Raw genomic sequence first — 25,651 nt, 5'->3', positions numbered from 1 at the left:
GGACGGCGAAGAAGGAAACGGTTGTGGTAACCCGGTCGCCGACGGGAACCTCAGTTCGTGATCGTCAAACGACTGAGGCCGATCGGCCTGTGCGCCGCCCTGACCGCACCCGCCCTCGTGGTGCGGTTCTCCGGCGCCGAACCGGGTGCGGTGGCCGGTCTGCTGCTGTTCGGGCTGGCCGTCGTCGCGGCGTCCTTCCTTCTCGCCTGGGCGGCGGAGGCCGCGCAGGTGGACATCTCCGGCGGGCTCGCGATCGCCGTCCTGGCGGTCATCGCGGTGCTCCCCGAATACGCGGTCGACCTGTATTTCGCCTACACCGCGGGCTCGAATCCCGAGTACGTCGCCTATGCCGCGGCGAACATGACCGGCTCCAACCGGCTGCTGCTCGGCCTCGGCTGGTCCACCGTCGTGCTGATCGCGCTCGCCGTCGCCAAGAAGCGCAGTGGTGCCACGGTGCGGGAGCTGGTGCTCGATTCGCCGTACCGGGTCGAACTCGGCTTCCTCGCGATCGCTTCGATCGTCGCGTTCGTCATCCCGGTGACCGGGCGGATCTCGCTGGTCCTGGGTTTCGCGCTACTGGGCTTCTTCGTGTTCTACCTGTGGAAGGTCTCCCGCGCCGAACCCGGCGAACCGGAGCTGGTCGGACCGGCCGCGACCCTCGGCGGGCTGGCCAAGCGACCTCGCCGGATCCTGGTGACGACGCTGTTCGTGTTCGCGGCCGTCGTCATCCTCGCGAGCGCGGAACCGTTCGCGCACAATCTGATCGCCGTCGGGACGGAACTGGGCATCGACCGTTTCCTGCTCGTGCAATGGCTCGCACCGCTGGCGTCGGAGGCGCCGGAGTTCATCGTGGCGATCCTGTTCGCGCTGCGCGGCAAGGGCGACGCGGCGATCGGCACCCTGCTTTCCAGCAAGGTCAACCAATGGACGCTGCTCGTCGGCAGCCTGCCGATCGCCTACGTCTTCGGCGGCGGAGGGAGCGCGCTGCGTCTGGACGCGCGGCAGATCGAAGAATTCCTCCTCACCGCCACCCAGACCCTGCTCGGTGTCGCCGCCCTGCTCGCGTTGCGCTTTCCGCGCTGGGCAGCCTGGACCCTGCTCGGCCTGTTCGCGGTGCAGTTCGCGCTGCCCGGTCAGACCGCGCGCTACGTCCTGTGCGGTGTCTACGCGGTCATCGCGCTCGCCGCCCTGATTCGCAACCGTCGCCATCTCGTGCCGACCCTGGCGGCGCCGTTCCGCCGTGCACCCGGACGGGACGCGGCGGAACGGCGGCAGCGGGTTTCGGTCAGATGAGCTCCGATCAGCCGTTGGCTGCGCTGGTGTTGACGTCGCCGTTGACGCCCTTGGGGAAGAAACCGCCGGAGGTGGCGGCCTTGGGGGTCAGGTAGACGATGTTGAGGACCTGTCCGGGGGAACGGCTGTAGGCGATGCCGTTGCCGTCCGTCGGCACGATGTTGGCGCGGCCGTTCTTGTCGACGACGCCTTGGTCGAGGTCGGCGGTGCCGTCGAGGCTGTCACGGGCGTCGGAGAGTTTGACGCTGGCTTCGCGGAGATCCCGGCCGAGGAGACCGAGCCCGAGGAGACCGCCGGTGTGCTGGTAGAGCGCCGTGCGGATGTTCGCGGCGTGATAGGCCTCGACGGCGAGGATCCCCGCCGCGGCTTCGAGGTAGGTCTTGTTGCTGATCAGCGGCGCGGCGCCCTTGTAGGCGGTGACGCCGACGTCTTCGAACAGGTAGGCCGCGAGCAGGAAGTTCTCCTCGCAGGCGAACGCGTCGAAACTCTGCCCCTTCTTGACCAGCCCCGCCGCCTGTGCGGCGGCCGTGAAGCTGGCCTGCAGGTCGATCGCCGGACGGCTGACCGCCGCGGCTCCGAGCGCGGTGCGCAGGAACTCGACGTGCGCCTTCTCGTCGCCGGCGATCTCCTGGGCGTACTGTTTCGCGGCCTTCGTCTTGAATTTCACCGCCCGCCCGCCGGTGACCCCGCCCCGGGTGCCGGTTCCGGTGGTCTGGGAGTCGGCGAGTCCCTTCCCGGTGACGGCGTGGAGGTAGAACTCGGCCTCGAGGTATTCGAGGTTCAGCGCGAAGTTGAGCACCGCGCCGTCACTGACTCCCTCGGCCGCGGCCTCCGCGACAGCAGGACGGGTCACGGCGGAGGCGGCGGGGCCTGCCAGGCCGCCGAGGGCTCCCGCCCCGACGACACCGAGCCCGGTCACCCCCGCGGCGCGCAGGAAACGGCGGCGATCCGGTTCGTTCTCCGCACTGCGATTGATCATCGATGCGGCATAGCGCTTGCCGAACACGAGCGATCTCCTTCCCGCCCGGGGTGACTCAGCACGGCACCGGGCGTTCCCCGGGCACCGCGGTGGCACCGCGTGCGCGGGCTGGATCTTCCTGACCGACCTTTTCGTGGCTGTCCGGCGCGCGGATGGGTCGGGCTCGCCGAACCGGCGGGGAAAAGGGGGCGCGTCCGCGGCTCGTTCGACGCTAACCTGGTCGAAACTGACTGATCTGCGGGGGAGCGGACATGGTCGGAATCTGGATAGGGCTCGGGATACTCGTAGTGGTGATCGGCATCGCCGTGCTCACCGATCTGAGGGATCGGGGGCGAGGGGGAACCCGCAAGATCATGCTTCCGGGGTGGGCCTCGCGGCGTGCGGACTACACGGAGAACGACCTGGTCCACGGGCGGTGGGTGGAAAAGTCGCCGCGTGAGCAGGACGAAGAATTCCGGCGCCGGTACCGGTCGGGCGACGAATGAACCGGTTGTGACGTCGGTCTAAGCGGCGGTCCTCGTCCAGCGCCACGCGGCGTGCAGGACGGCGATCAGGGCCTCGTCGTCGGCGAAGGTGGGTTCTTCGCCGACCGGTAACCAGGTCCGGTCGACGATCTCGCCGCGCTGGCTGCGGACCACGGAGATCCCGGGATAGCACAGCGCCGCGCGGCCGTCGGCGGCCACGTGCCGGGGTTCCCAGCGCAGCTGGACAACGCGATCAGAGCTCATCGACCACAACTTTCCGTACTTGCGTACTGGGTAAGTCGTCTGTGGGGCGCCGTGCGTTTCATACCCGCCGACGCGGGGCGCCGCAGGCTGCGGATTCCAGCTCCGGAAACGGCTGTTTTCGTGAATTCCGCGGGAAGAACGGCGTCGCGCGGAGGCGGTGACCCCGATCACAGTGCTTCACTCGATCGTGAGAAAATAAGGCGTACCACTGCCGGCACCCGGAGGGTGAATGCTCCGCAGAATGCGTCGTTGGCTCGAATTGCTCAGTCTCGGCGGTCTGGCGGTGGTCGGCTTCACGGTCGGGATCGCGGAACAGCTCGGCTGGCTGGACAAAGTCGCGCCGAAAGGCGTCACGACCCTGACCCTGATCATGGTCAGCGGGGTGGTCGTGGTGCTGCTCATCGAGCTGACCCCGTTGCGCGCCTTGGAAGACATCCGCGACCGCCTCGCCGGTCTCGACATCGACACCATCGCCGCCGGCCTCCGCCGTTCGCATTACGGCGGGGTGCTCGAGGTGCACAAACGCTTTCCGGACGACGCGTTCGCGGCCCGCGTCGCGAAGGCCAAACAGGTGACGATCCTGAACACGTGGATCCCGAACCTGGATCTGCTGGAACACGAACTGGAAGCTGCGATCACCGACCGCCGCGCCGAGGTGCGGATCATGTTGCTGCACCCCAACTCGATGCTGGTGGGGCTGCGAGAGGCGGCGCTGGGCCGGACCGACGGGGCGGGCAACGCCTTCGTGAGCACGGGGATCGCGAACTGCCTGGAGACACTTTCCCGGCTGCACCGGCGACTGGGGAGACGTCAGGGCAACCTGAAGGTGCGGGTGTTCAATTCGCAGGCCTCGGTTTCGGTGTACCGCGCCGACGGGCGCTACCTGGTCAGCATGTTCCTGCACGGCCAGCTGGCGATCAACTCGCCGCAGTTCGAGATCGAGGGCACGCACGACACCGTGCTCGGCGAACAGATCCAGCGCGAACTCGACACGTTGTGGGATATCGGCCGCGACGTGGATCTCGGCGACTGGAACCGAAGCATCGACATGATCCGCTTCTGAGCGGGAGGAGCAGTGATGCGAGACCTTGACGAGTTCGAAGACGGTTTGATCGAGGGGTTCCGGAGTCATCCGGCGCTGCGCGGCCTCACCGACCTCCCGCAGGAGGATCTGCAGACCATCCTGCTGCAGCGCCGATTCCTGTCGCTGGCCTTCACCATGGCCTACGACCTCGCGATCGACCTGCTCACCGACGAGCAGTCCATCCGGATCGCCCGCGTCATCATCCGCGAGGAGTACCCGGACAACGCAGCACCCGGCGGCACCCCTTCGCACCGCGAGGACCTGATGGCCGACATCCTCGCGCTCGGTGTCCCCCGCGAAGCACTGGTGCGGTCACGGAGATCCTTGGCCACGACGGCCTGCGTCGACACCACCATGGAACTGATCGCCACCGCGGGCGACTCGGCGCACGCCGACGTCGAACTGCTGACGATCCTGCGCTTCTGGGGCGAGGTGCTGGTCTCCGTCGAGTACGGCGAACTGTGGCGCCGGATCGGCCCGGTCCTCGGCGGCAAATCCGTCTTCTACTACCCGCACCACGTGCACGACGCGAAATCCCGCCCGCTCGCCGCCGCGTCGCCCCTCTCGCTCACGCATTCCGATCAGCTGGGGCTGCGGCTCGTGCAGCTGATCGATTCGGACGAGGCGCGGAAGCGGTTCCGGGAGACCGAGCAGGCCGTCGTGGCGGTCAAGACGGCATTCTACGACCAGTTCACGAACGGCTCGTGAGCGGCGATTCGGGTTCTCCCCGTCCAGTCACGCGAGATCGCCTGTCCGCAGGTACTCGAGACACGGTTGGCTGAAGCACGAATGGCCACTCACGACCACGGTTCGGCGCCTTGGTCGTTGGAAGTACGCGAAGGTCGAGTTTTCTCGGCTGAGCCGCGTGAAGGGGTCCTTCACGCGCTGCCGCTGTGACTGCTGGTGCGTGTGGGGTGGGCGTGGCGATCCGCAAGTCCGTGAAGGACTCCTTCACTACCTTCAGGGTAGGCAAGGGGCCCTTCACGGACCGCACCCACCAACCGCAGCCAGAACCCAGCAGGCAGACACCGTGGTCTCTTGAACTACGTGAAGGCCCCCTTCACTGCGCTAGACGCAATGAAGGGGGCCTTCACGTACTTGGGGGAGGGGGACTACGCGTCCTTAACGCTCACCACTCACTCGCCCACGAGACCGGCGAACCGGCCCAAAGTCTCCTCACGCCCCAGCGCCTGCGTGATCGAGTGCAGGTCCGGGCTCCGGGTCGATCCCGTGATCGCGATCCGGATGATCTGCGAAGCCTCGCGAATGGAGCCCGGGAAGCCCTCGGGATTCTTCTTGAGTTCCTTGGCGTTCTTCGCGAAACCGTGCTTCGCGGCCACGTCGCGGATCTGCTGGAACCACTCCTGGCCGTCGTCGAGCTGCTGGTAGTTCCCGACGAAGTCGCGCACCACGGCCTGGACGACGTCGCGGTCGACACCGAGGGCGGTGATCCGCTCGTCGTCGGGGCTCTCGACGGCGGCGTGCAGCTGCGGGAAGAAGAAGCCGTAGACGGCGCGGAACTCGCCCCACTTCTTCAGGTCCTTGCGCGGGTTCTCGGCGCCGTCACGCTCGACGGCCAGCGCGCGGAGCGCGAGGTCCGGCTCGGCGTCGAGGACGGCGAGCAACGCGGGGTCGAACCGCTCGGCCCAGCCACGCACCTCGGAGAGGATCTCGGCGCCGGACAGCGTGGCGATGTGGTCGGCCGAGATGTCGTCGAGTTTGACCAGGTCGACCAGCGGACCCGCGACCCCGCATTCGTCCAGGTTGATCGGCTCGGACAGGGCCTGGTCGAGCGGCATTTCGGCGAGGCGGCCGTTGGCGAGGCCGCGCAGGTAGTAGAGGACGGCCTTGGTGGGGTAGCCGGACTCGATGTAGAAGTCGACGCTCGCTTCCGGGTCCTTGCGCTTCGAAAGCTTGCGCTTGCTGCCGCCCTCCTGCTTCATCAGCGGCGCGATGTGCGCGTAGGTGATCGGCTCGAAGGCGAGCGCGTCGAACAGCTGCTGGTGCACCGGCACCGACGAGATCCACTCGTCGCCGCGGATGACCAGGTTGACGCGCATGAGGTGGTCGTCGACGGCGTGCGCGAAGTGGTAGGTCGGCAGCCGCGGGCTCTGGTCGGAGCTCTTGAGGATGACGACGTCGTTGCGGTTGGCCTCGGCCTCGAGCGGGCCGCGGATGGCGTCGGTGAACCGGGCACGGGCGCCGGTGTCGTCGGGGGCGCGGAACCGCACGACGTACGGGTCTCCGGCGTCGAGCTTGGCCTGGACGTCGGCGGGCTCGGCGTCGCGCCAGATGGCCCACGAGCCGTAGTAGCCGGTGGGCAGCTTTGTCGCCTGCTGCCGGGCGGTGATCGCCGCCAGCTCGTCCTTGGTGGCGAAGTCGAGGTACGCGCGGCCGGAGCGGAGCAGGTGACGGACGTAGGTCAGGTAGATCTGCTCGCGCTCGGACTGCTGGTACGGGCCGTAGTCGCCGCCGCGATGGATGTCCTCGTCGGCGGCGAGGCCGAAGTAGGCGAAGCCGCGCTCGAACTGGTCGATGGCGCCTTCCACCTCGCGGGAGCGGTCGGTGTCCTCGACCCGGACCAGGTAGCGGCCGCCGCTGCGGCGGGCGACGTCCTGGTCGATGGTGGCGACGTAGACGCCACCGATGTGGACGAACCCGGTCGGCGAGGGGCCGAAGCGGGTGACCAGGGCGCCCTCGGGCAGCTCGCGGGCGGGGTAGCGCTGTTCCCAGTGCTCGGGTTCGGGCAGGTCGGCGGGGAAGAGGGCGTCGATGACTGCTCGGTCCAGCATGGCGGTTCAGATCTCCCGGCGTCGTGGTGCATGGCTGTTTTCGCCACCGAAGAGCCTAACCGTCCGGCCTCCCGGCCTGGTGAGGGTGGGTCCTGAAGCGCTCCGGAAGCCGAATCGAGACGTGCTTTTCTGTCGGTGCGTCCCGGTAAAATGGGAGTTGCCGGACATTCGGGGAGGAAATCGGTGACCACCGATAGCTCGCTTCGTGAAGAACCCCAGCTCACCATCAGACCGAAACCCTCGGCGTTCTTCCTGCGCCGCCGTTTTCTTCGCTCTTTCGGGCCCTCGCTGGCCGTCGCCGTGAGCGGCCTGGTCGCGCTGCTCCTGGCCGGGACGATCGTGGTGCCCTTCCAGCAGACGCTCGTCCTGCGCGGCAAGATGGGCTCCAAATCGGATCTCTTCGAGGACGCGAAGGTCCAGGAAATCCTGATGCGCCATCACATCCGGGTCCACGTGACCAGGGCGGGCTCCCGGGACGCCGCCACGCACGACCTCAGCCAGTACGACTTCGTGTTCATGTCCGGCGAGCCTGCCGCGAGTCTCATCCGGCGGTCCAGGGCGAACGAGTGGACGGGCACCGCGCGGCAGCCGTTCACCAGCCCGATCGTCCTCGCCACCTATCGCCGCTACGCGGAAACGCTGGCACGCAAGGAGATCGCGAAGCCGGCCGGACAGAACGCGCTGTACTACACGCTCGACACCGAGAAGTTCATCCAGGCGATGGAGCAGAAGCAGACCTGGGACTCGCTGGGTGTCGGGGCCTTCGGCGCGGCGAACGGCAACCAGGTGCTGGCCCAGACGTCGAACATCTGCGACTCCAACTCCGGCGCGACATACCTGATCTTGCTGGCGTTCCTCCAGAACGGCCGCCATGTCCCGGTCGTCGACCCGCAACCGGCCGGATCGCCGTCCGGGCCGCCGAACCTCTCCGGCGCGCGGACACTGGCCAACCGGGTCAAGCCGCTCGTGGCCGCGCAAGGCTTCCCGTCGGCCGACCTGTCCGAGTCCTACGCCAATCTGGCCGAGGGCGACAAGCCGATCGTCGTCATCTACGAGCACCAGTACCTCGCCATGCAGCTGCGGGCCAAAGCGCAGAGCGGGCAGCCGGATCAAGACCGTGTCCTGCTGTACCCGAAGGACAACATCCTGACGAAACCCCAGTTCCTGGCCCTCAAACCGGAGGCGGAAAGACTGGGTGACCTGATCACCTTCGATCCCGAGCTGCAGCGCCGCGCGATGGAGCTCGGGTTCGGCGTCGCGACCCCCGCGGGCAGCACGAAAAGCACGCGGCTGTACGAATTCCTGCGCGAACAGGGCCTGCCGACCCCGGAGATCGCGGACAACGACAGCACCACGCCGCTGCCGGACAACCTGGTGCTGGAAGAGATGATCAAAACCGTCGGGGACTGCCCATGAAGCGATTCCTGGTTGTCCTGCTCTGCCTGCTTCTCGTTCTCTCCGCCTGCACGAGCGGCGGGGAGCCGGTGAAACTGCGCGTGCTGGCCAGTCCCGAGTTGGCGGATCTCGGGCCGCTCCTCGAGGACCTCCGAAAGGAAACGGGAATCGAACTGGAAATGGATTTCCAGGGAACCGTCTCCATGAGCACCGCCCTCATCCCCGGCAGGGCAAGGCACGATCTCGCCTGGCTTTCCACCGACCGGTTCTTCCAGCTCGAGTTCCGGCGGGCGGCGGACAAGGGCGAACGGCCGCTCGCCACCAAGACCATGGTGTCGCCGGTCGTCGTCGGGATCACCCCGGCGAAGGCGGCGGAGCTGCGCAAGGGAAAGCCGGACGGGAAACTGTCTTGGGCGGACATGGCGGACGCGGCGGCGAGCGGCAGGTTCCGGTTCGCGATGGCGGAACCGGCCACGTCGACCAGCGGGCTCACCTCGCTCGTCGGGGTGGCGACGGCGGCCGCGGGCACCGGGGCGGCGTTGCGGCTCGAGGACGTCAAATGCGACAAGCTGCAGGGTTTTCGCACCGGGCACACACTCACGGCGGATACGGCCGCCGCGGTGGCCGACAAGTTCGCCGAGCGTCGGGACGTCGACGCGATCATCGGCTACGAGTCCACTTTGCTCACCTTGAACGGCAGCGGCAGGCTCGAGGCACCGCTGGAGCTGGTGTACCCGCGCGACGGCATCGTTCAGGCGGACTACCCGATTTTGCTGCTCGACCCGGCGAAGCGGGAGGCCTACGACAAGGTCGTCTCCTGGGCCAGAAGCCCCGCGACACAGAAGAAACTGATGGACCGGACCCTCCGCCGTCCGATCACCGGAGAAGTGGGGCTCGATCCGAGGCTGCCCGCCTCCATCGGGAACTCGCTGTACTTCCCCGACGATTCGGCCGTGGTGGACAAACTGCTCGAAGACTACGCCGGCCGCGCACCCGGCCGAGTGATCTTCGCGCTGGACTTCTCGGGCTCGATGAAAGGGCCGCGGATAGCCGCGCTCCGGGCGGCCTTCGCGGGGCTGAGCGGTGGCCCGGAAGGCGGATTCGACCGCTTTTACCGCGGTGAGCGGCTCACGGTCGTCCGATTCGGCGGGAAGATTCTGGGAGACAAGGAATTCACCGTCAACGGCCCGCAGGATCTCGACGCGCTGCGGGCCTTCATCGCCACCGACGACTTCGACGGCAACACCGCTGTCTGGTCGGCCCTCGGCGAGGCCTACGCGAAGGCCGCAGCCCACCGCCGGGCCGAACCGGGCCAGAGCGTCTCGATCGTCCTGATGACCGACGGGGAGAGCAACTCCGGCCCGGGCATCGAGGAATTCCTGCGCGCGCCGAGGGACTCCGGCGTGCACACGTACACCGTCCGGTTCGGCGAGGCGAATCCCGCCGAGCTCGCCCGCGCGGCCGAGGCCACCGGTGGCCACATGGTCGACGCGAACTCGACCTCCCTTCTCGACGCCTTCAAGGAGATCCGTGGCTGCCGATAATCTGTGGTGGGACGTCTGGGGAATGTGGCTCGCCGTCTGGGTGCTGACGGTGCTGGCCTTCGTCACCGCCGTCGTGATCTTCGTGAAGCATTGGCGTCGCGCGCGCTCCGACGGAGACCAGGGGATGATCCGGGGGATCGGGTTCTATCTGCACACGAAATCCGTGATGGGTCTCTACCAGTTGCATCGCTACAACGAGGCGCTGGAACAGGAGGTGGAGAAACGGCGGAGCCGGGGCTGGCGGCTCGGGAGTTCGGGCGGATTCGGTCCGCTGAAGGGGGAATCGGAGCGGACCGACACCGACGAAGAGTTCCGGCGCTACATCCGCAAGGCCGAACCGATCACGGTGATCGGCATCGTGATGAAGGTGCTCGAGAAGCACCACGACATCATCTACGTCGATCTGGCGAAGCAGGAACTGGTCCACAATCGCGCGCTGGTCAAGGAACTCGGCTGGTCCGACGGTCCGGAAAACACCCGGCAGCTCAAGACACGGCTACGCGGTGTCGAGGCGTTCGTCTCGGTGAAGGGCCTGTTCCGCAAACGGTCCCAGACCGACGCCGAGACGGTTTTCTTCGCACCGTACGGAAATCCGGACGATCCGGAACAGAGCAGGCGGATCCGGTTCACCTGTGTGTCCAGCGATCTGCGGGACACCGTGCCCGCCGGCGCGTTCCGGGCGCGGTGCCTCGGCAAGGTCGAAGACTGGGATCCCGAAACCGGCGAACTCGTCGTTCACCCCATCGCCATCTTCAAGTAGCCCTCCACGGCCGAATGGAGCAGACGAAAGCCACACGCCGTCCGTGGTGCTTCGCACTGTCGGCCGTCGGGTCCGAACCTGCACGATTCCGGTACCGAACACCGCAGGTTCGACAGGGAGATTTTCCATGAAGACCACCATTTCCGACGAAGTCCGCTCGTTCTTCGCCGACGCCGCCATCGACGTCACAGCGGCCGGGCAGGCCGAAGTCGACGTCGTGATCGATCGCTTCGACAACTGGAAGAACACGTCAAGCGGAGGGGCTTTCGGCTGCTTCACCGGCGCTTGCTGTCTCATGGCCTGAGTGTGCCGCGCAGAAGCAGCCGACACCCTTCGTGATCCAGTCACGGCCTTCCCATTCGGGATGGCGTTCGATCATCAGCGCTTCGACCTCCGCGGCGACGGTCTCTTCGGGGAGAGCCGAGTCCCGCCGCTTCCAGGTCTCGTCGCGCAGCAGTTCGAGGTACTCGCGGACGTCGGTCAAGATCCGGCGTCCGGAGACGTCGCCGTGGCCAGGGACGACGATGTCCGGCCCGGTGGCGGCCAGCCGTCGCAGCACTTCGATCCACCGTAGTCCCGAGACGTCGGTGTCGTAGGGCGGGAACCACGGGAAGATCGAGAACTGGCCCGCCTCGACCAGATCGCCGGTGAACAGCACCCCCGCGTCGGGCACGGTCACCACCTGATCGCCCTTGCTGTGGGCGCGTCCGGTGGCCTCCAGCCAGACGACCCGTCCGCCGAGATCGAGGTCGTATGCGTCCTCGTAGACCACGTCCGGGGCGGCCGGTTCGACACCCTCCAAGGCGCGCGCGATCGGCGTGCCGAGCCCGCGGAACATCTCGAGGTAGCCCGGTCCTTTGTGGACCAGATCCGCCGCCTGCGCCTTGTTGACGAGGTAGGTCGCCTCGTCCGCGAAAACCTGCGCGCCGAAAGCGTGCTCGGGATGGAAATGCGTCGTGGTCAGGTAGAGCTTGCGGCCGCGGGCGTATTCGGCCGCGAAAGCGAGCACCTTTTCGGCGTTGCGAGGACCCAGCCCGGTGTCGACGACGAGTACCGAGTGCTCGCCGCCGATGACACCGATGTTGGGGACCAGATCGACCCCGAGATTCGGGAGCACCACGAGGTCGCGGGCGATCTCGGCGGCCTGGCCGGGTTCGACGGAGGGCTCGTGGGTGAGCGGTTCGAAGGGCATGATCACACTGTCCCGCCGCCGCCCGCCCGCCGTCCAAGACCGATTCCGGCGCTCCGATACCCGCTGGGTATCATCGCCGGTGATGGAACTCCGCCTGCTGCGCTACTTCGTGGCCGTCGCCGAAGAGAGGCACTTCGGCCGGGCCGCCGCGAGGCTGCACATGACCCAGCCGCCGCTGAGCCGGGCCATCCAGCGGTTGGAGAACGACCTTGGGGTCGTGCTGCTGCTCCGCTCGGCCGCCGGTGTCGAACCCACCCCCGCCGGGACCACCCTGTACGCGGAGGCCCGGACCCTGCTGGACCAGGCGGAACGGGCCCGCGCTCGCGTGGCGGCGTCGGCGGGCCCCGCGACGCTCACCGTCGGCACCCTCGCCGACGGGGCCGGCGAGGCGGGTACCCGGCTGGCCGCGGCGTTCCGGCTGCGTCATCCCGAGGTCGCGATCCGGTTCCGCGAGGCGGATTTCACCGATCCCACCACCGGTTTGCGCGCCGGGCTGGCCGACGTCGCGCTGACCCGCTCGCCGTTCGACGAGACCGGCATCAGCGTCCGTGTCCTGCGCTCCGACCCGGTCGGCCTGGTCCTGCGTACCGGCGACCCGCTCGCCCGCCGGGAGTCGCTGCGGCTGGCCGACGTCGCCGATCGGCCCTGGTTCCAGCTGCCGGAGGGCACGGACCCGCTGTGGCGCGCGTACTGGAACGGGGCGGCGCCCGTCGGCGAGCGGCCGGCCGGACCGGTGGTGCGCACGGTCAGCGAATGCCTTCAGGCCGTCCTGTGGAACGGCACGGCCGGAATCGCGCCGCTCGGCCACACTCTGCCCGACGGGCTCACGTGGGTGCCGCTGGCCGACATGCCGCCGAGCCCGCTCGTCGTCGCGTGGGTGACCGGGCAGGAGAGCCCGCTGATCCGCTCGTTCGCCGGGATCGCCGTCGAAAGCCTGGTGTGAAACCGCCTGGTCCGGGGAACCAGAGAGCATGCCGGAATCACATTCGGAACCCGACGACGAGACCGTCGACGCCGTCGGCAAGCTGGTTGCCGCCCTCGAAACGGTCGAGCAGGCGCGGGGACATCTGTACGCCTTCCACCACCTGACGGGAAGCGCCGACTTCGCCCTCGACGAGGCCGCCGAGGCGCTCCGGAAGGCCGGGCATCCCGAGTGGGCCGAGCGGATCCAGACCGAGCTGATCGGGCTGAACGTGCTGCCGGAGCGGTGGACCTTCCAGATGATCGAGGAGTACGACGACGGGTACTACGCGGCCTTCCGCGGGATGACCCGGGACGTCGCCGGAGACCTGGTCGGCGGGCGGCGGCACCTGCACGAGGAGCGGATCAAGCGGCGACGGCGTACCGAGGGACGGCCGGGACACGAAATGGGTGACCCCAGCACCTGACGCTCAGAAGATCGACCAGCCGGTCAGTGTGGTGAACCGGTCCAGCGCCGCGACACCCGCGACGGAGTTGCCGCGCGCGTCCAGCCCGGGGCTCCACACGCAGACAGCGCACCGGCCGGGGACGATCGCGACGATGCCACCACCGACGCCGCTCTTGCCAGGAAGGCCGACGCGGTAGGCGAATTCGCCTGCCGCGTCGTAGGTTCCGCAGGTCAGCATCACCGCGTTGACCCGCTTGGCCGCGCTCAGCCCGAGCAGCCGGGTGCCGTCGTTGCGGACGCCGTGGCGGGCGAGGAACACCGCCGAGCGCGCCACATCCGAGCACGTCATCGCGATCGAGCACTGGCGCACGTACTGGTCGAGGACGGCGGGCACCGGATGGCGCATGTTCCGGTAGGACGCCATGAAGTACGCGAGCGCGCGGTTGCGGTCGGCGTGCCCGGCCTCCGAAGCGGCGACCTCGTCGTCGATTCCGATGTCCGAGCGACCGCTTTCCTCGCGGAGGAAGCGAAGCAGCTTCTCCGCCGCGTCACCGTGGTGCGCCAGTTCGTCGGTCACGACGAGCGCGCCGGCGTTGATGAAAGGGTTGCGGGGGATTCCGTCCTCGTTCTCCAGCTGCACCAGCGAGTTGAACGGGTTGCCGGACGGCTCGCGGCCCACCCGCGTCCACACGCCGTCGCCGTGGGAGAGCGCGAGCGCCAGCGTGAAGACCTTCGACATGCTCTGGATGGAGAACGGCGTTTCCCAGTCGCCGACTCCGTGCAACCCACCGTCCACTTCGGCCACCGCCATGCCGAAGTGGCGAGGGTCGACCCTGGCCAGTGCGGGGATGTAGTCCGCGACGGCACCGCGGCCGATCTCCGGCGCGACGTCGTCGGCGATCCGGTCCAGCAGCGCTGCGAGGTCCACGGCCGTAGCGTAGGAGGCCGCCTTCGCGCGCGAAGATCGGGGTTCGCGGGCGAATTTGTCAAATCGAAAAGGGAAATACCAGTAAAACCACCAGAGTGACGTCCCGCACACCTTAAGTCTTCCTTAGCACTGTTGGTGACCTGCCGCACACGCTCTAGCGTCTGGCAACCATGGATTCCTCGCTGCTCACCGAAAAAGGTGAAAGCTACTCAAAAGCACTGGGCAACCGCCAAGTGCAGATGATCGCCATCGGCGGCGCGATCGGCGTCGGGCTGTTCCTCGGTGCCGGTGGCAAGCTCCACCAGGTCGGGCCGTCGCTGGTCCTGTCGTACGCGCTCTGCGGCATCGCCGCTTACTTCGTGATGCGCGCGCTCGGCGAACTCGTGCTGCACGAGCCGACTTCCGGCAGTTTCGTCACCTATGCCCGCAAGTTCATCGGACCTTGGGCGGGTTTCGCCTCCGGCTGGATGTACTGGGTGAACTGGGCGATGACCGGTATCGCGGAGATCACCGCGGTCGCGATCTACGTGCACAAATGGCTGCCCGACGTACCGCAGTGGATCACCGCCCTCGTCGCGCTCGGCGTGCTGATCCTGGTGAACCTGCTTTCGGTGAAACTGTTCGGCGAGCTGGAATTCTGGTTCTCGGTGGTCAAGGTGCTGGCCATCGTGGTCTTCCTGGTGACCGCCATCGGGCTGGTCCTCACCAGCGCGGACATCGGCGGCACCACGGCCGGGGTGCACAACCTGACCGCCCACAATGGATTCTTCCCCGCGGGTATCGGCATCGCGCTGATGACGTTGCAGGCGGTCATCTTCGCGTACTCGGCGATCGAGGTCGTCGGCATCGCCGCCGGTGAGACCAAGGACGCCCGCAAGGTGCTGCCGAAGGCGATCAACGGGGTGGTCTGGCGGATCGGCGTCTTCTACGTGGGTTCCGTGCTGCTGCTGGCGATGCTGCTGCCGTGGCCGTTCTACAACGGCGGCGAGAGCCCCTTCGTCACCGTGTTCACCCGCCTCGGGATCCCGGGTATCGGCGACGTCATGAACGCCGTCGTGCTCACCGCCGCGCTGTCGAGCTGCAACTCCGGCCTCTACTCGACCGGCCGCATCCTGCGGGCGCTGGCGGACAAGGGCGAGGCGCCGAAGTTCGTCGGCAAGATGAGCAGCCGTCACGTGCCCTACGGCGGCATCCTGTTCACCTCCGCCGCCTACGTGCTGGGCGTGGTGCTCAACTACCTGGTGCCGAAGGACGCTTTCGACATCGCGATCGCGATCGCCTCGCTCGGCGTGATCACGACCTGGGCGACGCTGATCTTCTGCCAGATGCGGATGCGCCAGGCGGCGCTGCGAGGGGAGCTGGAACGGCCGTCCTACCGGATGCCGTGGGCGCCCTACAGCGGCTGGGCGACGCTGGGCTTCCTCGCGCTTGTCGTGGTCCTGATGGGCTTCTCCGACGGCGCTGAGAAGATCGCGTTCTACTCGATCCCGGTGCTGGTGGTGGTGCTGGCCGTCGGCTGGCGGGTCGTCGGCAAGAAGCAGCAGCGAGTGAGCTGACCCCTTACGCGTTTAGTCCTCTGGTTGCGGTCCTTGCGTGTGCAACTACCGCAACCAGAGGACTGAACGCGGGGAGTCAACTGGACGTGGGGAAGTTGAATCCCGCCGCGCTGTGCGGCCACCGCGTCGTGACGACCTTCGCCCGCGTGTAGAACCGGACGCCGGCCGGACCGTGGATCGGGCTGTCCCCGATGAGCGAGTCCTTCCAGCCGCCGAAGGAGTAATACGACATCGGCACCGGGATCGGCACGTTCACCCCGATCATCCCGACCTTGACCTCCCGCTGGAACCGCCGCGCGGCTTCTCCGCTGCCGGTGAAGATGGCGGTGCCGTTGCCGTAGGGGTTCGCGTTGATCAGCGCGATCGCCTCGTCCACCGTGGACACCCGGACGATCCCGAGCACCGGCCCGAAGATCTCGTCGCGGTAGGCGGACATCTCCGCGGTCACGTTGTCCAAAAGGGACGGTCCGACGAAGAAGCCGTCCTCGTGGCCGTCGACGCGCAGCTCCCGGCCGTCGACCACCACTTTCGCACCCTGCTCCGCGCCGAGGGCGACGGAGTCGATCACCCGCTGCCGTGCGGCCTCGGTGACGACAGGTCCCATGTCGTTGCCGTCCTCGTCGCCGGGGCCGACCTTGATCTCGGCCGCCTTGCGTTCGAGGATCCCGACCAGTTCGTCGCCCGCCGAACCGACGGCGACGCCGATGGAAATCGCCATGCAGCGCTGCCCGGCGGAGCCGAACGCGGCCGCCGTGAGGTGGTTCGCGGCGTATTCGAGATCGGCGTCGGGCAGGACGACGGCGTGGTTCTTGGCCCCGCCCAGCGCTTGCACACGTTTGCCGGTGGCCGTCGCGCGTTCGTGGACGTACTTGGCGATCGGGGTCGAGCCGACGAACGACACGGCCGCGATACCGGGATGGTCGAGGATCGCGTCGACCGTGATCTTGTCGCCGTTGACGACATTGAACACGCCGTCGGGAAGCCCCGCTTCGGCGTACAGTTCGGCGACCAGCCGGGACGCGGAAGGAACGCGTTCGCTGGGCTTGAGCACGAACGTGTTGCCGGTCGCGATGGCAATCGGGTGCATCCACAACGGGACCATGATCGGGAAGTTGAACGGCGTGATCCCGGCGACGACCCCGAGCGGCTGCCGGAAGTCGTGCACGTCCACGTCTCGCGAGACCTGATCGGAGAAGCCGCCCTTCAGCGCGTCGGCGATCCCGCAGGCGTACTCGACGATCTCGCGGCCGCGGACGATCTCACCGCGCGCGTCGTCGATCACCTTGCCGTGTTCGGAAAAGATGATCCGGGCGAGCTCGTCCTCGTGTTTCACCAGCAGCTCGCGGAAGGCGAACATCACCTTGGTCCGCTGCGAAAGCGACGAGTCGCCCCAAGACTCGAAAGCCTTGCCCGCCGCGGCCACCGCGGTGTCCACATCGGACGGTTCCGCGAGGAGCACCTCCGCCCGCGGGCGTCCCGCGGCGGGGTCGAAGACGAGGGAGGTGCGAGTGGAGCCCGCGGTGGTCGCGGTGCCGTTGATCCAGTGGTCGATGGTCTTCACGCGTTGTCCTCCACAGGTGGTCACAACAGTCCGACGGCGGTGTCGACGGCCTTGGCGACGTCGCCGTCGTGCGGGTAGAGCAGGGAGCGGCCGACCACGAGGCCTTGTACGGTCGGCAGCGCGAGCGCCCGCTGCCAGGCGGCGAACGCGGCGTCGGGATCCTTGACCTCGCCGCCCAGCAGGACGGCGGGCAACGTCGAGGCGGCCAGCACGCGTTCCATGTCCTCGACCACGGGGAGCTTCAGCCAGGTGTAGGCCGACGAGCGGCCCAGGCCCGAGGCGATGGTGATGGAGCGGATCACGGCGTCGGGGGAGAGGTCGTTGCGGAGGCGGCCGTCGACCCAGTCGGAGAGGAACGGCTCGACCATCGCGATCAGTTTCCGGTCCGCCAGATCGTTGATCGCCTTCGCGGTGTTCTCGAGGGCGCTCGGCGTCGCCGGGTCGGTCAGGCAGATCCTGGTGAGCGTCTTGCCGCCGTCGAACCGCATCCGCTCGATCGCTTCCGCGTCGTAGCAGGCGAAACGGTCGTCGATCTCGAAACGCGACCCCGCGAGGCCGGTGCGGTTCATCGAGCCGATGACGGTCTTGCCCTCGAGGGCGCCGAGGAGCAGCAGATCGTCGACGATGTCCGGCGTCGCCAGCACTCCCGTGACACCGGGCCGTTCCAGCGCGAGGCCGAGACGGTCCAGCAGTTCACCGCGATCGGCCATCGCGAGCGGGTCGGAGCCGACGCCGTTCGCACCGCGCGCCGGATGGTCCGCGGCGATGATCATCGTGCGGCCCTTGTCGTTGAAGGGCGATTTCGCCCGGACCCTGGTGGCCGCGGCCGCCGCGATGGCCTCCGGATCGCGCACTCGCGCGGCGACTACCCGGCGTACAGTGTCGGACACCCTTTGTTCCTCCCGGCTCGCTTGGTCCTTCGACCATCGCAAGAGCCCGGAGACTTTGTCAAGACATATGGACATAAGGTCATATGTGCCCGTCGCGGTAAACTCCGCGCATGAAGCCCTGGGCGCCCGGCGAGATCGTGGTGGATCCGAACGGCCCGGAGCCGTTGTACTCGCAGGTCGCCCGGCAGATCGGCGCCGCCATCGAGGACGGCAGGCTGCCGAACGGCGCGAGGCTGGACAACGAGCTGGATCTGGCCGCGCGACTGCATCTGTCGCGGCCGACCATCCGCCAGGCGATCCAGTCCCTGGTGAACAAGGGGCTGCTCGTCCGCAAACGCGGTGTCGGCACCCAGGTCGTCCGCACCAAGGTCGCCCGCCCGCTGCGCTTGAGCAGCCTTTTCGACGACCTGAGCGAACTCGGGGACAAGCCGGAATCCGTCGTCCTGGTCAACCAGATCGAACCCGCCGGCGACGAGGTGGCCGAGCGGCTCGAGACGCCGGGCCTGACCCACGTCCGACGGCTGAAGCGGGTGCGCTCGACCGGCGGCGAACCGCTGGCGATCATGAACAATTACCTGCCGGACGGCATCATCGACCCGGCCGACGACGAACTGCGGGACAAGGGGCTCTACCAGCTACTGCGTTCCGCGGGTGTCCGGTTGCACGCCGCCCAGCAGAACGTCGGCGCGCGGCAGGCGACCGACGAGGACGCCGAACTGCTGCACGAGCAGCCGGGCGCGGCGCTGCTCACCATGCGGCGCACCACCTACGACGACGCCGGCCGGGTCGTCGAATACGGCTGGCACGTCTACCGCGCCTCGCGCTACTCGTTCAACCTCTCACTGACCAACAACGTCTGACGGCTCGCGTTCCAGGTCGGACTCCAGCGCCGCGTACACCGAGGGGCGGAACCGGCGCAGCCAGACGGCGAGCGCGAGCCCGGCCAGCGCGACGATCAGCAGCAGCCACGGCAGGTGCGGGACGACACCGTTGCTGGAACCGGCGAGCGTCGGGAAGTTGAGGATCGCCAGCGTCACGATGAGCCCGAGCCCCACCGCGCCCAGCCCGGGAGCGACCAGCGTCTTCACGATCCTGCGGTCACGCGTGCGGCGGAAGTGGACCAGGATCGCCACCGCCGCGAACAACTGCAAGGTGAGGATGCCGAGGGTGCCGAAGCCGGTCATGCTCGCGGTGAGGTCGGCGACCGGATCGAGCCCGGCGAGGCGGAACGCCACCGCCACCACCGAACCGAAGACCAGTTGGACGATCGAGGCGTAGCGCGGGGCGCCGTTGCGAGGATTGGTCTTGCCCAGCAGCCTCGGCAGCACGCCGACCCGGCCCAGCGCGTACAGATAGCGGGTGGCCGAATTGTGCAACGCCAGCAGCGCCGCGAACAGGCTGACCACCAGCAGCAGCAACATCACCTTGGTCAGCGGTCCGCCGAGATACTCCTGCGCGACCGAGAGCACGAGATCCCCGCTCGACAGATGGGCGGCGGCCACGTCCTGCGCTTGCTCGGCGCCGATCGCACTGACCACGGCCCAGGTCGTGAAAGCGGCGAACACCCCGATGAAACCGATGGCGATGTACGTCGCGCGCGGAATCGTCCGCTTGGGCTCCTTGGCCTCCTCGCCGAACAGCGCCGTCGCCTCGAAGCCGATGAAAGCGTTGGCGGCGAACAACAACGCCAGGCCGCTCGCGCCTTGGAACATGACGGACGGGCTGAACGCGGCGAACGAGAAACCGTGCCGGAACAGCACGCTGAAGTCCATGATCAGCAGGATCGACACTTCGAGGATCAGCGAGACTCCCAGCACCTTCGCGCTGACCGCGATCCCCCGGCGGCTGAGCAGAAGGACCAGCACGACCGAAAGCGCGCTCCAGAAGATCCAATCGAGTTTGAGCCCGAAGACGTCGTCGATCGCCGTGGAGGTGAAGAACCCGCTCGTGCCGATCGCGCCCGCGACGAAACAGTTGTAACCGAGCATCGCGACGAAACCGGCGACGAGACCCGGGGTCCGGCCCAAACCCTTGACCACGAAGGCATAGAAGCCGCCCGCGCTGGTGAGGACCTTCGACATCTGCGCGTAGCCGACCGCGAACAGCAACAGGACCACCGTGGCCAGCAGGAAGGCCGCGACCATCCCGCCACCGTTCCCGACCGCGATGCCGATGGCCGCGATCACGACCATCCCGGTCAGCGGCGCGACCGCGGCGAGCACGAGGAAGACGATGCCTGGCACGCCCAGGACGTTCTTGGCGAGCGACGTCTCGTCTCGGCTCATGCGCTGCTCCTCTTGTTCGCTGGACGGCCAGTATGGGAGCGACCGGGTGCACGGGCTTTGCCTTTGCGCGCTCGGTCCTTGTTCGGCAGTGCCTGGTGCGGTGCTGCCCTGTCCGTCAGGTCGGCCCACCCAGTCACGCGAGTTGCCCGCCCGTGGGTGCCTAACACGCTTGGCCCTCAGTCGAAACGCCACTCGCGACTAACTCGACAAATGCGGGGCGAAAGCGTCCTTCGCCACGTTAGGCGACCAGAGCTTTCCTGACACGTTTTCATATTCGCTTCGCTGTCTCGCACGCGTGGGTGTCACATGAATATGTGATAGCACAGGTGTTCGACTCGGAGTGTTGTTAATGCCGTGGCCAGCGACGACAGACCCCAGACGACACCCGCTGAGTGGTGGCGTGTCGACACGGCGACGCTGCATGCCCGTAAACAGGAACTCGAAGTCCTCAAGTGTCAGTTGGATGCGGAGCAGAACGCGATCCTGGCGGAAATCAATACTCGTGGGGTTCGGGGGTGTTCGGGTCATTCGACGTTGGCGGCGATGATTTTCGAGGACTTCCATGTCACCGCGAAGGAAGCCGATGCTCGCGCCGACCGGGTCCTGGCCTTGTATCCCGGCCCGTCTATCGGCGGCGATCCTGCCCCGCCTCTGGCGCCGCTGACCGCCGACGCTGCTGCGGAGGGCGCGATCGGTGGTTCGCAGATCGATGCGATCATCGGGGCTTTGGCGCGGATCCCGTCCTTTGTCCCGGAAGAAGACGTGCGGGGTGGGGAGAAGATCCTGGTGGATCTCGCCCGCCACGCCGGGCCCCGCGCGATCGCCCAAGCCGGGCGGCGGTTGCTGGATGAGTTGGACCCTGACGGGAAAGAGCCCCGGGACGAGAGCCCGAAAGACGCCCGGCCGGAGTTGCGGTTCGTCAAACACCGCAACGGCACCCTCGGTCTCAAGGGCACTCTCGACCTCGAAACCTACGCACGCTTGAAGTCCGACCTGGATCCGATGGCGAAACCGCACAAGGCCATCGACGGGGTCCGGGACTCCCGCACTCAGGACGAGCGCTACGGGGATGCCTTCACCGACTATGTGCGGTTGAAGACCACGAGTCGGAACCTTCCCGGCCAGGCCGGGGAAGCCACCCACATTCTGGTGACGATGTCCTACGAGGACCTCATTCGGGACATCGGCGAGGCCCATCTGGATCTGGTCGGTCCGATCAGCGCCACCGACGCCCGCATCCTCGCCTGTGATGCCCGCGTCCGGCCCGGGGTGCTCGGTACCGCGGGCGAGCCCTTGGATATCGGCAGGTCGAAACGCACCGTCTCACTGGCGCAGAAGTACGCGCTCACCATTCGCGACGGTGGTTGCGCGTTCCCGGGCTGCGATATGCCGGTACCACGCTGTACCGCTCACCATATTGTTTTCTGGGAACACCACGGCGAAACGAGAATCGACAACCTCGTGCTGCTGTGCACCAAACACCACCGCCTGATTCACCACAGTGAGTGGAAAGTCCGGATCGCTCAGGATGGCCTACCGGAATTCACCGCACCCGCCTACCTCGACCCCACCGGCCAACCGAGGCGCAACACCATGCACCTCAGGACATAGGCCGATGCTGGAGAATCGCAATAGCGCGAGGTCAGCCGATTCGCCGGTCGAGCGTCTCGGTGGACAGCTGCGGCCATGACTCTGTCCATCGCTCGAGCGCGCCTGCGGACAGTCGATCCGTCGTGCGCAGGTCCTGCTGCGGGCGGAAATGGACGGTTGTCCCGGTCGTGCCGTCATCGGTGACGGGGGTCAGGTCGGTGACCGGGGTTCCGTGTTCGTAGCGTTGGGTCCAGGAGCCGTTGTGACGCCGGTTGGTATGCACGAGCCATTCGCTCAGCGCCGCGACCACGGACATTCCCCGGCGCGGATGGCCGTCGGGAAGCAGCTGGGCGTCGGGGAAGACGAAGAACCGCAGGTCCTTCGTCGCCATGATCGGCTTCTTCACGGCCTGCCCCTGGTCATCGACACGAGTGTTGGTGCCTCGCCCGTTGTCCGCCACGGTCACTGAGCCGTCGGGGTGCAGGGTGAGGGTGGAACGTCCGCCCGCGTTGCTCTCGGCTTCCTCGGCCGCGTAGGCAAGGACCTCGAGGATCAGATGTACGACACCGCCAGGCGCGAATTCCGTCGGGTTCCGCCGAATGCGTGCCAGGTGACCGGCATCCCCGGCTGCCGCCCAATCGTGCGTTGTGTTCCGCCGTGGAACTTCTGATGCACCCATCCAGGAATCATCGCAGCCAGAAGGAAGTGGGCGTGGCGGCCTCTCACGACCGCGGCTCAGGAAAGGAAGGCCATCCGTGCGGCCGATCCAGGATCTCGATGGTCGCCTGGTCGACCAGGAAATACTGGCCGCCGTCCTCGCGAGGATTCGTGTAGGCCGCTGTCGCGACAAGGCGTTCGAAGTCGGCCATCACCGCGATGGGATAGCCGCCGTCGAAGACCTCGCCGTGCGCGGCCGTCGCGACGGTCCCGGTTTCGTACCAGGTCACGAAGTACTGTGCGGGACCGACGGCGAACACGCGCAAGGTCTTTTCCTTCTGGCGGACGCCGGTGAAATCGCCGGACACGCCGGTCCAGATCATCGTCGTCCTGTCCGCGTAGTGCTGCTCCAGCACGTTCCCCGAGCCGTAGTGGAAGTTCGCGCGCAGTCCGACGAGGTCGTTGCTGAGCGTATGGGTGCCGGTCACGGGGAAGAAGCGGACATCGAGTTCCACGGGCTGAACCTCCGGAGGGATCGCTGGTTTCCGAAGGTTTAGCACCGGAACTTGCCGGAACCGTTGTCCGGCAAGGCAGTCCTGTTGTCGGCGAACGCGGGGCTCAGCCGAACATGCCGGGCTGGTAGTCGCCCGCCGGGGTTCCCGCGATGACGTTGAGCCGGTTGTACGCGTTGATCGTGGCCACCAGGGAGATCAGGGCGCCGATCTGCTCGTCGTCGTAGTGCTTGCGCACGTCGGCCCAGGTGTCCTCGCTGACACCGTGGTGCGCGTCGGCGATGCGGGTGCCCTCCTCGGTGAGCGCCAGCGCCGCGCGCTCCGCCTCGGTGAACACGTTCGCTTCCCGCCAGGCGGCGACCAGGTTGAGCCGCACCGAGGTCTCACCGGCGTGCGCGGCGTCCTTGCTGTGCATGTCGGTGCAGAAGCCGCAGCCGTTGATCTGGCTGGCGCGCAGCTTCACCAGTTCCTGGGTCGCGTGCGGCAGCGAGGACTCCTCGATCGGGCGGCTCGCGGCGCCGAGACGCTTGACGAACTTGACGGCGACCTCGTTCTCGAACAAGTTGAAGCGCGGTTCCATGATCTTTCCTCTCCGTCGGTTTCTGCACACATGACGGTTGGGCCGGAGAGGTTGTGACAGCTTTTGAAAGTGACGCCGGTCACTGGTGGAGAACGTCGGCGAGGATCTCCGCGCCGTCGACGACGCGGGGGCCCGGCCGGTTGAAATAGGCCGGGCCGTCCAGGATGTGCACGGCCGGGATGTCGTCCCAGCCGGGCAGGCCGGTCAGGAGGGGGAGTTCCGCCTCGGTCCGTTCCGGTGGGAAGCCGCAGGGGATGAGCAGCAGCACGTCTGGTCGAGCCTCGAGGACGGCGTCTCACGAGATCGGCCGCGTGTGTTCGCCCGCGGTGGCCAGCAGGGGGATGCCGCCTGCGGCTTCGATCTGCTCCGGGACCCAGTGCCCGGCCGGCCAGAGCGGGTCGAGCCATTCGATGGCCGCCACCCGCGGGCGAGGCCGTCCCGAGACCCGGGCACGGACGGCTTCGAGCCGCTCCTGGAGACGGCGAGTCTCGGCGGCTGCCCGTTCGGGGACGCCCAGCACGTCGCCGAGGGTGGTCAAGCAGCTGAAGACGCCCGGCAGTGTTCGCGGTTCGAGGCTGACGACCCGGGTTTCGCCCTCCATGGCGCGCACGGTCTCGGAGACCTGCCGGTAGGAGACCGCGCAAACGTCGCAGAGGTCCTGGGTCAGGACGACGTCGGGTTCGGCGGACGCGAGCAGGTCGGCGTCGAGTGAGTACAGGCCCGAACCGCGATGCTCGCCGCCGACGGCCGCCGAGATCTCCCGGCTCGACAGCACGTCGTGGTCGATCGCGCTGCTGGTGACCACCGGGACGTCGTCGAGTTCTCCGGGTGGCCAGTCGCATTCATGAGTCCGGCCGGCCAGTGACGGCAGGAGCCCGAGGGTCGCGACGAAGTCCGTCGCGGCGGGGAGCAGCGAGACGATCCGCATCCGTCCACGGTAGGCGACCGACCTCTTCCTGCAAATCTGAGCGGAACTATTGCGTGAAAGTGCGCTCACAGAGCATTGACGTTGCACAAAACTGCACCTAACGTGACAGCTATTGCGCACAACTGGCACGGATGGGGAGTTCATGAGCGGGACCTTCATGGCGGCGGAGATCGCGAGCCAGCCCGGCTGCTGGCGGGACGCGGCGACGCTGGCCTCGGCGAACAGTGATCTGCTGCCGCCGCCCGGCGCCCGGGTCGCGATCGTCGGCTGCGGTACGTCGTGGTTCATCGGCCAGGCGTACGCCGTCCTTCGCGAGTCCGCCGGGCTCGGCGAGACCGACGCGTTCGCCGCGTCGGAGTTCCCGGTGGGCCGTGGCTACGACCACGTCGTGGCGCTGACCCGGTCGGGTACGACGACCGAGGTCCACGCGCTGCTGGCGAAGCTGCGGGGGAAGACGCCGACCATCGCGATCACCGGCGTGCCCCGCGAGATCGAGGGCGCCGCGGACACCATCGTCGACCTGTCCGTCGTGGACGAACGTTCGGTCGTGCAGACCCGCTTCGCCACCACGGCGCTGGCGATGCTGCGGGCGCACCTCGGCGAGGACCTGAACACGGCCGCCGATCAGGCCGAACGCGTGCTCGCCGAGCCGTTGCCCGAGGAGCTGGTCTCCGCGGAGCAGTTCAGCTTCCTCGGCACCGGCTGGTCGGTGGGCATCGCGAACGAGGCGGCGCTCAAGTTCCGCGAGGCGTGCCTGCTGTGGACGGAGTCGTATCCGGCGTGGGACTACCGGCACGGGCCGATCAGCATCAGCGAGCCCGGCCGCGTGACCTGGATGTTCGGGCAGGCGCCGGACGGCCTCGCCGACGACGTCGCCCGCGCGGGCGGCCTGTTCGTCGAGAGTGGCCTGGACCCGCTCGCCGACCTGGTCCGCGCGCAGCGGGTGGCCGGCGCCATCGCCGCGCGCAAGGGGCTCGACCCGGACAACCCCCGCAGTCTCACCCGTTCCGTCGTCCTGACCTGAGGTC

The 25,651-nt window shown here is 67.7% G+C and carries 27 protein-coding genes; 14 read left to right on the top strand and 13 right to left on the bottom strand.

Annotation, left to right across the window (positions count from 1 at the left end):
* Positions 1 to 57: 57 nt before the first annotated feature.
* On the top strand, positions 58 to 1,293 hold the full coding sequence (locus HDA45_RS05515; RefSeq protein ID WP_184892464.1) for a sodium:proton exchanger: 1,236 nt from the start codon (positions 58 to 60) through the stop codon (positions 1,291 to 1,293).
* A gap of 7 nt (positions 1,294 to 1,300) precedes the next feature.
* Here HDA45_RS05515 and HDA45_RS05510 read toward each other — a convergent pair whose 3' ends face one another.
* A complete protein-coding gene (locus HDA45_RS05510; RefSeq protein ID WP_184892462.1) occupies positions 1,301 to 2,299 on the bottom strand; it encodes a ferritin-like domain-containing protein in 999 nt (332 codons plus the stop codon).
* A gap of 224 nt (positions 2,300 to 2,523) precedes the next feature.
* Here HDA45_RS05510 and HDA45_RS05505 point away from each other — a divergent pair, with 224 nt between their 5' ends.
* Entirely contained in the window at positions 2,524 to 2,757 is a 234-nt protein-coding gene (locus tag HDA45_RS05505) for a hypothetical protein (protein ID WP_184892460.1), read from the top strand.
* 18 nt (positions 2,758 to 2,775) lie between these two features.
* On the opposite strand, the gene HDA45_RS05500 is transcribed toward HDA45_RS05505, so the two are convergent.
* Positions 2,776 to 3,000, bottom strand: coding sequence for a hypothetical protein (locus HDA45_RS05500; RefSeq protein WP_221471020.1), 225 nt, complete (start codon positions 2,998 to 3,000; stop codon positions 2,776 to 2,778).
* Positions 3,001 to 3,241: 241 nt separating this feature from the next.
* Between HDA45_RS05500 and HDA45_RS05495 the strand changes: the two genes are divergently transcribed.
* The gene (locus HDA45_RS05495; protein ID WP_184892458.1) at positions 3,242 to 4,063 is read left to right on the top strand and encodes a hypothetical protein; all 822 of its coding nucleotides are present in this window, start codon (positions 3,242 to 3,244) and stop codon (positions 4,061 to 4,063) included.
* 15 nt (positions 4,064 to 4,078) lie between these two features.
* Complete coding sequence (locus tag HDA45_RS05490) at positions 4,079 to 4,792, top strand: hypothetical protein (RefSeq protein ID WP_184892456.1); 714 nt, start codon at positions 4,079 to 4,081, stop codon at positions 4,790 to 4,792.
* A gap of 428 nt (positions 4,793 to 5,220) precedes the next feature.
* On the opposite strand, the gene HDA45_RS05485 is transcribed toward HDA45_RS05490, so the two are convergent.
* Positions 5,221 to 6,876 carry a glutamate--tRNA ligase gene (locus HDA45_RS05485; protein ID WP_184892454.1) on the bottom strand — a complete coding sequence of 552 codons (1,656 nt, stop codon included), beginning with the start codon at positions 6,874 to 6,876 and terminating at the stop codon, positions 5,221 to 5,223.
* A 183-nt stretch (positions 6,877 to 7,059) separates the two neighbouring features.
* On the opposite strand from HDA45_RS05485, the gene HDA45_RS05480 reads away from it, so the two are divergent.
* The 4 genes from HDA45_RS05480 to HDA45_RS05465 all read left to right on the top strand — a co-directional run bounded on the left by HDA45_RS05480 (position 7,060) and on the right by HDA45_RS05465 (position 10,879).
* Complete coding sequence (locus HDA45_RS05480; RefSeq protein ID WP_184892452.1) at positions 7,060 to 8,292, top strand: hypothetical protein; 1,233 nt, start codon at positions 7,060 to 7,062, stop codon at positions 8,290 to 8,292.
* Positions 8,289 to 9,815 carry a vWA domain-containing protein gene (locus HDA45_RS05475; protein ID WP_184892450.1) on the top strand — a complete coding sequence of 509 codons (1,527 nt, stop codon included), beginning with the start codon at positions 8,289 to 8,291 and terminating at the stop codon, positions 9,813 to 9,815. The genes HDA45_RS05480 and HDA45_RS05475 overlap by 4 nt, the downstream gene beginning before the upstream one ends.
* Positions 9,802 to 10,575 carry a hypothetical protein gene (locus HDA45_RS05470; protein WP_343071989.1) on the top strand — a complete coding sequence of 258 codons (774 nt, stop codon included), beginning with the start codon at positions 9,802 to 9,804 and terminating at the stop codon, positions 10,573 to 10,575. The genes HDA45_RS05475 and HDA45_RS05470 overlap by 14 nt, the downstream gene beginning before the upstream one ends.
* 127 nt (positions 10,576 to 10,702) lie before the next feature.
* Positions 10,703 to 10,879 (top strand): hypothetical protein, encoded by a 177-nt coding sequence (locus tag HDA45_RS05465; protein WP_184892448.1) that lies wholly within the window; start codon positions 10,703 to 10,705, stop codon positions 10,877 to 10,879.
* On the opposite strand, the gene HDA45_RS05460 is transcribed toward HDA45_RS05465, so the two are convergent.
* Positions 10,826 to 11,767: an MBL fold metallo-hydrolase gene (locus tag HDA45_RS05460; RefSeq protein WP_184892446.1), complete on the bottom strand. Its 942-nt coding sequence runs from the start codon at positions 11,765 to 11,767 to the stop codon at positions 10,826 to 10,828. The genes HDA45_RS05465 and HDA45_RS05460 overlap by 54 nt on opposite strands.
* A gap of 82 nt (positions 11,768 to 11,849) precedes the next feature.
* On the opposite strand from HDA45_RS05460, the gene HDA45_RS05455 reads away from it, so the two are divergent.
* Together HDA45_RS05455 and HDA45_RS05450 are read left to right on the top strand one after the other, a co-directional pair.
* Positions 11,850 to 12,710: a LysR family transcriptional regulator gene (locus tag HDA45_RS05455; protein WP_184892444.1), complete on the top strand. Its 861-nt coding sequence runs from the start codon at positions 11,850 to 11,852 to the stop codon at positions 12,708 to 12,710.
* 28 nt (positions 12,711 to 12,738) lie between these two features.
* Positions 12,739 to 13,155, top strand: a complete 417-nt coding sequence (locus HDA45_RS05450) for a hypothetical protein (RefSeq protein ID WP_184892442.1) — start codon at positions 12,739 to 12,741, stop codon at positions 13,153 to 13,155.
* Positions 13,156 to 13,158: 3 nt separating this feature from the next.
* Here the strand turns inward: HDA45_RS05450 and HDA45_RS05445 are convergent, their stop codons facing one another.
* Complete coding sequence (locus HDA45_RS05445; RefSeq protein WP_184892440.1) at positions 13,159 to 14,064, bottom strand: glutaminase; 906 nt, start codon at positions 14,062 to 14,064, stop codon at positions 13,159 to 13,161.
* Between the two features lie 170 nt (positions 14,065 to 14,234).
* On the opposite strand from HDA45_RS05445, the gene HDA45_RS05440 reads away from it, so the two are divergent.
* Positions 14,235 to 15,620, top strand: coding sequence for an amino acid permease (locus HDA45_RS05440; protein ID WP_184892438.1), 1,386 nt, complete (start codon positions 14,235 to 14,237; stop codon positions 15,618 to 15,620).
* Positions 15,621 to 15,696: 76 nt separating this feature from the next.
* Here HDA45_RS05440 and HDA45_RS05435 read toward each other — a convergent pair whose 3' ends face one another.
* Positions 15,697 to 17,181 (bottom strand): CoA-acylating methylmalonate-semialdehyde dehydrogenase, encoded by a 1,485-nt coding sequence (locus HDA45_RS05435; RefSeq protein ID WP_184892436.1) that lies wholly within the window; start codon positions 17,179 to 17,181, stop codon positions 15,697 to 15,699.
* A 20-nt stretch (positions 17,182 to 17,201) separates the two neighbouring features.
* Positions 17,202 to 18,071, bottom strand: coding sequence for a Cgl0159 family (beta/alpha)8-fold protein (locus HDA45_RS05430; protein WP_184892434.1), 870 nt, complete (start codon positions 18,069 to 18,071; stop codon positions 17,202 to 17,204).
* A gap of 110 nt (positions 18,072 to 18,181) precedes the next feature.
* On the opposite strand from HDA45_RS05430, the gene HDA45_RS05425 reads away from it, so the two are divergent.
* On the top strand, positions 18,182 to 18,931 hold the full coding sequence (locus tag HDA45_RS05425) for a GntR family transcriptional regulator (RefSeq protein WP_184892432.1): 750 nt from the start codon (positions 18,182 to 18,184) through the stop codon (positions 18,929 to 18,931).
* On the opposite strand, the gene HDA45_RS05420 is transcribed toward HDA45_RS05425, so the two are convergent.
* A complete protein-coding gene (locus tag HDA45_RS05420) occupies positions 18,911 to 20,356 on the bottom strand; it encodes an APC family permease (protein WP_184892430.1) in 1,446 nt (481 codons plus the stop codon). The genes HDA45_RS05425 and HDA45_RS05420 overlap by 21 nt on opposite strands.
* A 354-nt stretch (positions 20,357 to 20,710) precedes the next feature.
* Between HDA45_RS05420 and HDA45_RS05415 the strand changes: the two genes are divergently transcribed.
* Positions 20,711 to 21,967 carry a DUF222 domain-containing protein gene (locus HDA45_RS05415; RefSeq protein ID WP_184892428.1) on the top strand — a complete coding sequence of 419 codons (1,257 nt, stop codon included), beginning with the start codon at positions 20,711 to 20,713 and terminating at the stop codon, positions 21,965 to 21,967.
* Positions 21,968 to 21,998: 31 nt separating this feature from the next.
* Here HDA45_RS05415 and HDA45_RS05410 read toward each other — a convergent pair whose 3' ends face one another.
* The 5 genes from HDA45_RS05410 to HDA45_RS05395 all read right to left on the bottom strand — a co-directional run bounded on the left by HDA45_RS05410 (position 21,999) and on the right by HDA45_RS05395 (position 24,623).
* The gene (locus tag HDA45_RS05410; RefSeq protein ID WP_246480613.1) at positions 21,999 to 22,625 is read right to left on the bottom strand and encodes an ATP-binding protein; all 627 of its coding nucleotides are present in this window, start codon (positions 22,623 to 22,625) and stop codon (positions 21,999 to 22,001) included.
* A gap of 43 nt (positions 22,626 to 22,668) precedes the next feature.
* Positions 22,669 to 23,118, bottom strand: coding sequence for a MoaF C-terminal domain-containing protein (locus tag HDA45_RS05405; protein ID WP_184892426.1), 450 nt, complete (start codon positions 23,116 to 23,118; stop codon positions 22,669 to 22,671).
* Positions 23,119 to 23,221: 103 nt separating this feature from the next.
* Positions 23,222 to 23,695: a carboxymuconolactone decarboxylase family protein gene (locus tag HDA45_RS05400; protein WP_184892424.1), complete on the bottom strand. Its 474-nt coding sequence runs from the start codon at positions 23,693 to 23,695 to the stop codon at positions 23,222 to 23,224.
* Positions 23,696 to 23,774: 79 nt separating this feature from the next.
* Positions 23,775 to 23,963 (bottom strand): substrate-binding domain-containing protein, encoded by a 189-nt coding sequence (locus HDA45_RS42285; protein WP_246480612.1) that lies wholly within the window; start codon positions 23,961 to 23,963, stop codon positions 23,775 to 23,777.
* A 27-nt stretch (positions 23,964 to 23,990) separates the two neighbouring features.
* Positions 23,991 to 24,623, bottom strand: coding sequence for a TroA family protein (locus tag HDA45_RS05395; RefSeq protein WP_246480611.1), 633 nt, complete (start codon positions 24,621 to 24,623; stop codon positions 23,991 to 23,993).
* A gap of 142 nt (positions 24,624 to 24,765) precedes the next feature.
* On the opposite strand from HDA45_RS05395, the gene HDA45_RS05390 reads away from it, so the two are divergent.
* A complete protein-coding gene (locus HDA45_RS05390; protein WP_184892422.1) occupies positions 24,766 to 25,647 on the top strand; it encodes an SIS domain-containing protein in 882 nt (293 codons plus the stop codon).
* The last annotated feature ends 4 nt before the right edge of the window (positions 25,648 to 25,651 follow it).

This window comes from Amycolatopsis umgeniensis (assembly GCF_014205155.1).
Lineage (GTDB): Bacteria > Actinomycetota > Actinomycetes > Mycobacteriales > Pseudonocardiaceae > Amycolatopsis > Amycolatopsis umgeniensis.
The sequence above is the reverse complement of the archived record's forward strand: the minus strand, read 5'-3'. Positions and strand labels throughout refer to the sequence as shown.

Coding starts and splice junctions, on each gene's coding strand:
- HDA45_RS05465 (WP_184892448.1), top strand. CDS start 10,703: ATGAAGACCACCATTTCCGACGAAGTCCGCTCGTTCTTCGCCGACGCC.
- HDA45_RS05425 (WP_184892432.1), top strand. CDS start 18,182: ATGAAGCCCTGGGCGCCCGGCGAGATCGTGGTGGATCCGAACGGCCCG.
- HDA45_RS05485 (WP_184892454.1), bottom strand. CDS start 6,876: ATGCTGGACCGAGCAGTCATCGACGCCCTCTTCCCCGCCGACCTGCCC.
- HDA45_RS05455 (WP_184892444.1), top strand. CDS start 11,850: ATGGAACTCCGCCTGCTGCGCTACTTCGTGGCCGTCGCCGAAGAGAGG.
- HDA45_RS05505 (WP_184892460.1), top strand. CDS start 2,524: ATGGTCGGAATCTGGATAGGGCTCGGGATACTCGTAGTGGTGATCGGC.
- HDA45_RS05410 (WP_246480613.1), bottom strand. CDS start 22,625: ATGGGTGCATCAGAAGTTCCACGGCGGAACACAACGCACGATTGGGCG.
- HDA45_RS05400 (WP_184892424.1), bottom strand. CDS start 23,695: ATGGAACCGCGCTTCAACTTGTTCGAGAACGAGGTCGCCGTCAAGTTC.
- HDA45_RS05475 (WP_184892450.1), top strand. CDS start 8,289: ATGAAGCGATTCCTGGTTGTCCTGCTCTGCCTGCTTCTCGTTCTCTCC.
- HDA45_RS05450 (WP_184892442.1), top strand. CDS start 12,739: ATGCCGGAATCACATTCGGAACCCGACGACGAGACCGTCGACGCCGTC.
- HDA45_RS05460 (WP_184892446.1), bottom strand. CDS start 11,767: ATGCCCTTCGAACCGCTCACCCACGAGCCCTCCGTCGAACCCGGCCAG.
- HDA45_RS05490 (WP_184892456.1), top strand. CDS start 4,079: ATGCGAGACCTTGACGAGTTCGAAGACGGTTTGATCGAGGGGTTCCGG.
- HDA45_RS05440 (WP_184892438.1), top strand. CDS start 14,235: ATGGATTCCTCGCTGCTCACCGAAAAAGGTGAAAGCTACTCAAAAGCA.
- HDA45_RS05390 (WP_184892422.1), top strand. CDS start 24,766: ATGAGCGGGACCTTCATGGCGGCGGAGATCGCGAGCCAGCCCGGCTGC.
- HDA45_RS05500 (WP_221471020.1), bottom strand. CDS start 3,000: ATGAGCTCTGATCGCGTTGTCCAGCTGCGCTGGGAACCCCGGCACGTG.
- HDA45_RS05495 (WP_184892458.1), top strand. CDS start 3,242: ATGCGTCGTTGGCTCGAATTGCTCAGTCTCGGCGGTCTGGCGGTGGTC.
- HDA45_RS05420 (WP_184892430.1), bottom strand. CDS start 20,356: ATGAGCCGAGACGAGACGTCGCTCGCCAAGAACGTCCTGGGCGTGCCA.
- HDA45_RS05395 (WP_246480611.1), bottom strand. CDS start 24,623: ATGCGGATCGTCTCGCTGCTCCCCGCCGCGACGGACTTCGTCGCGACC.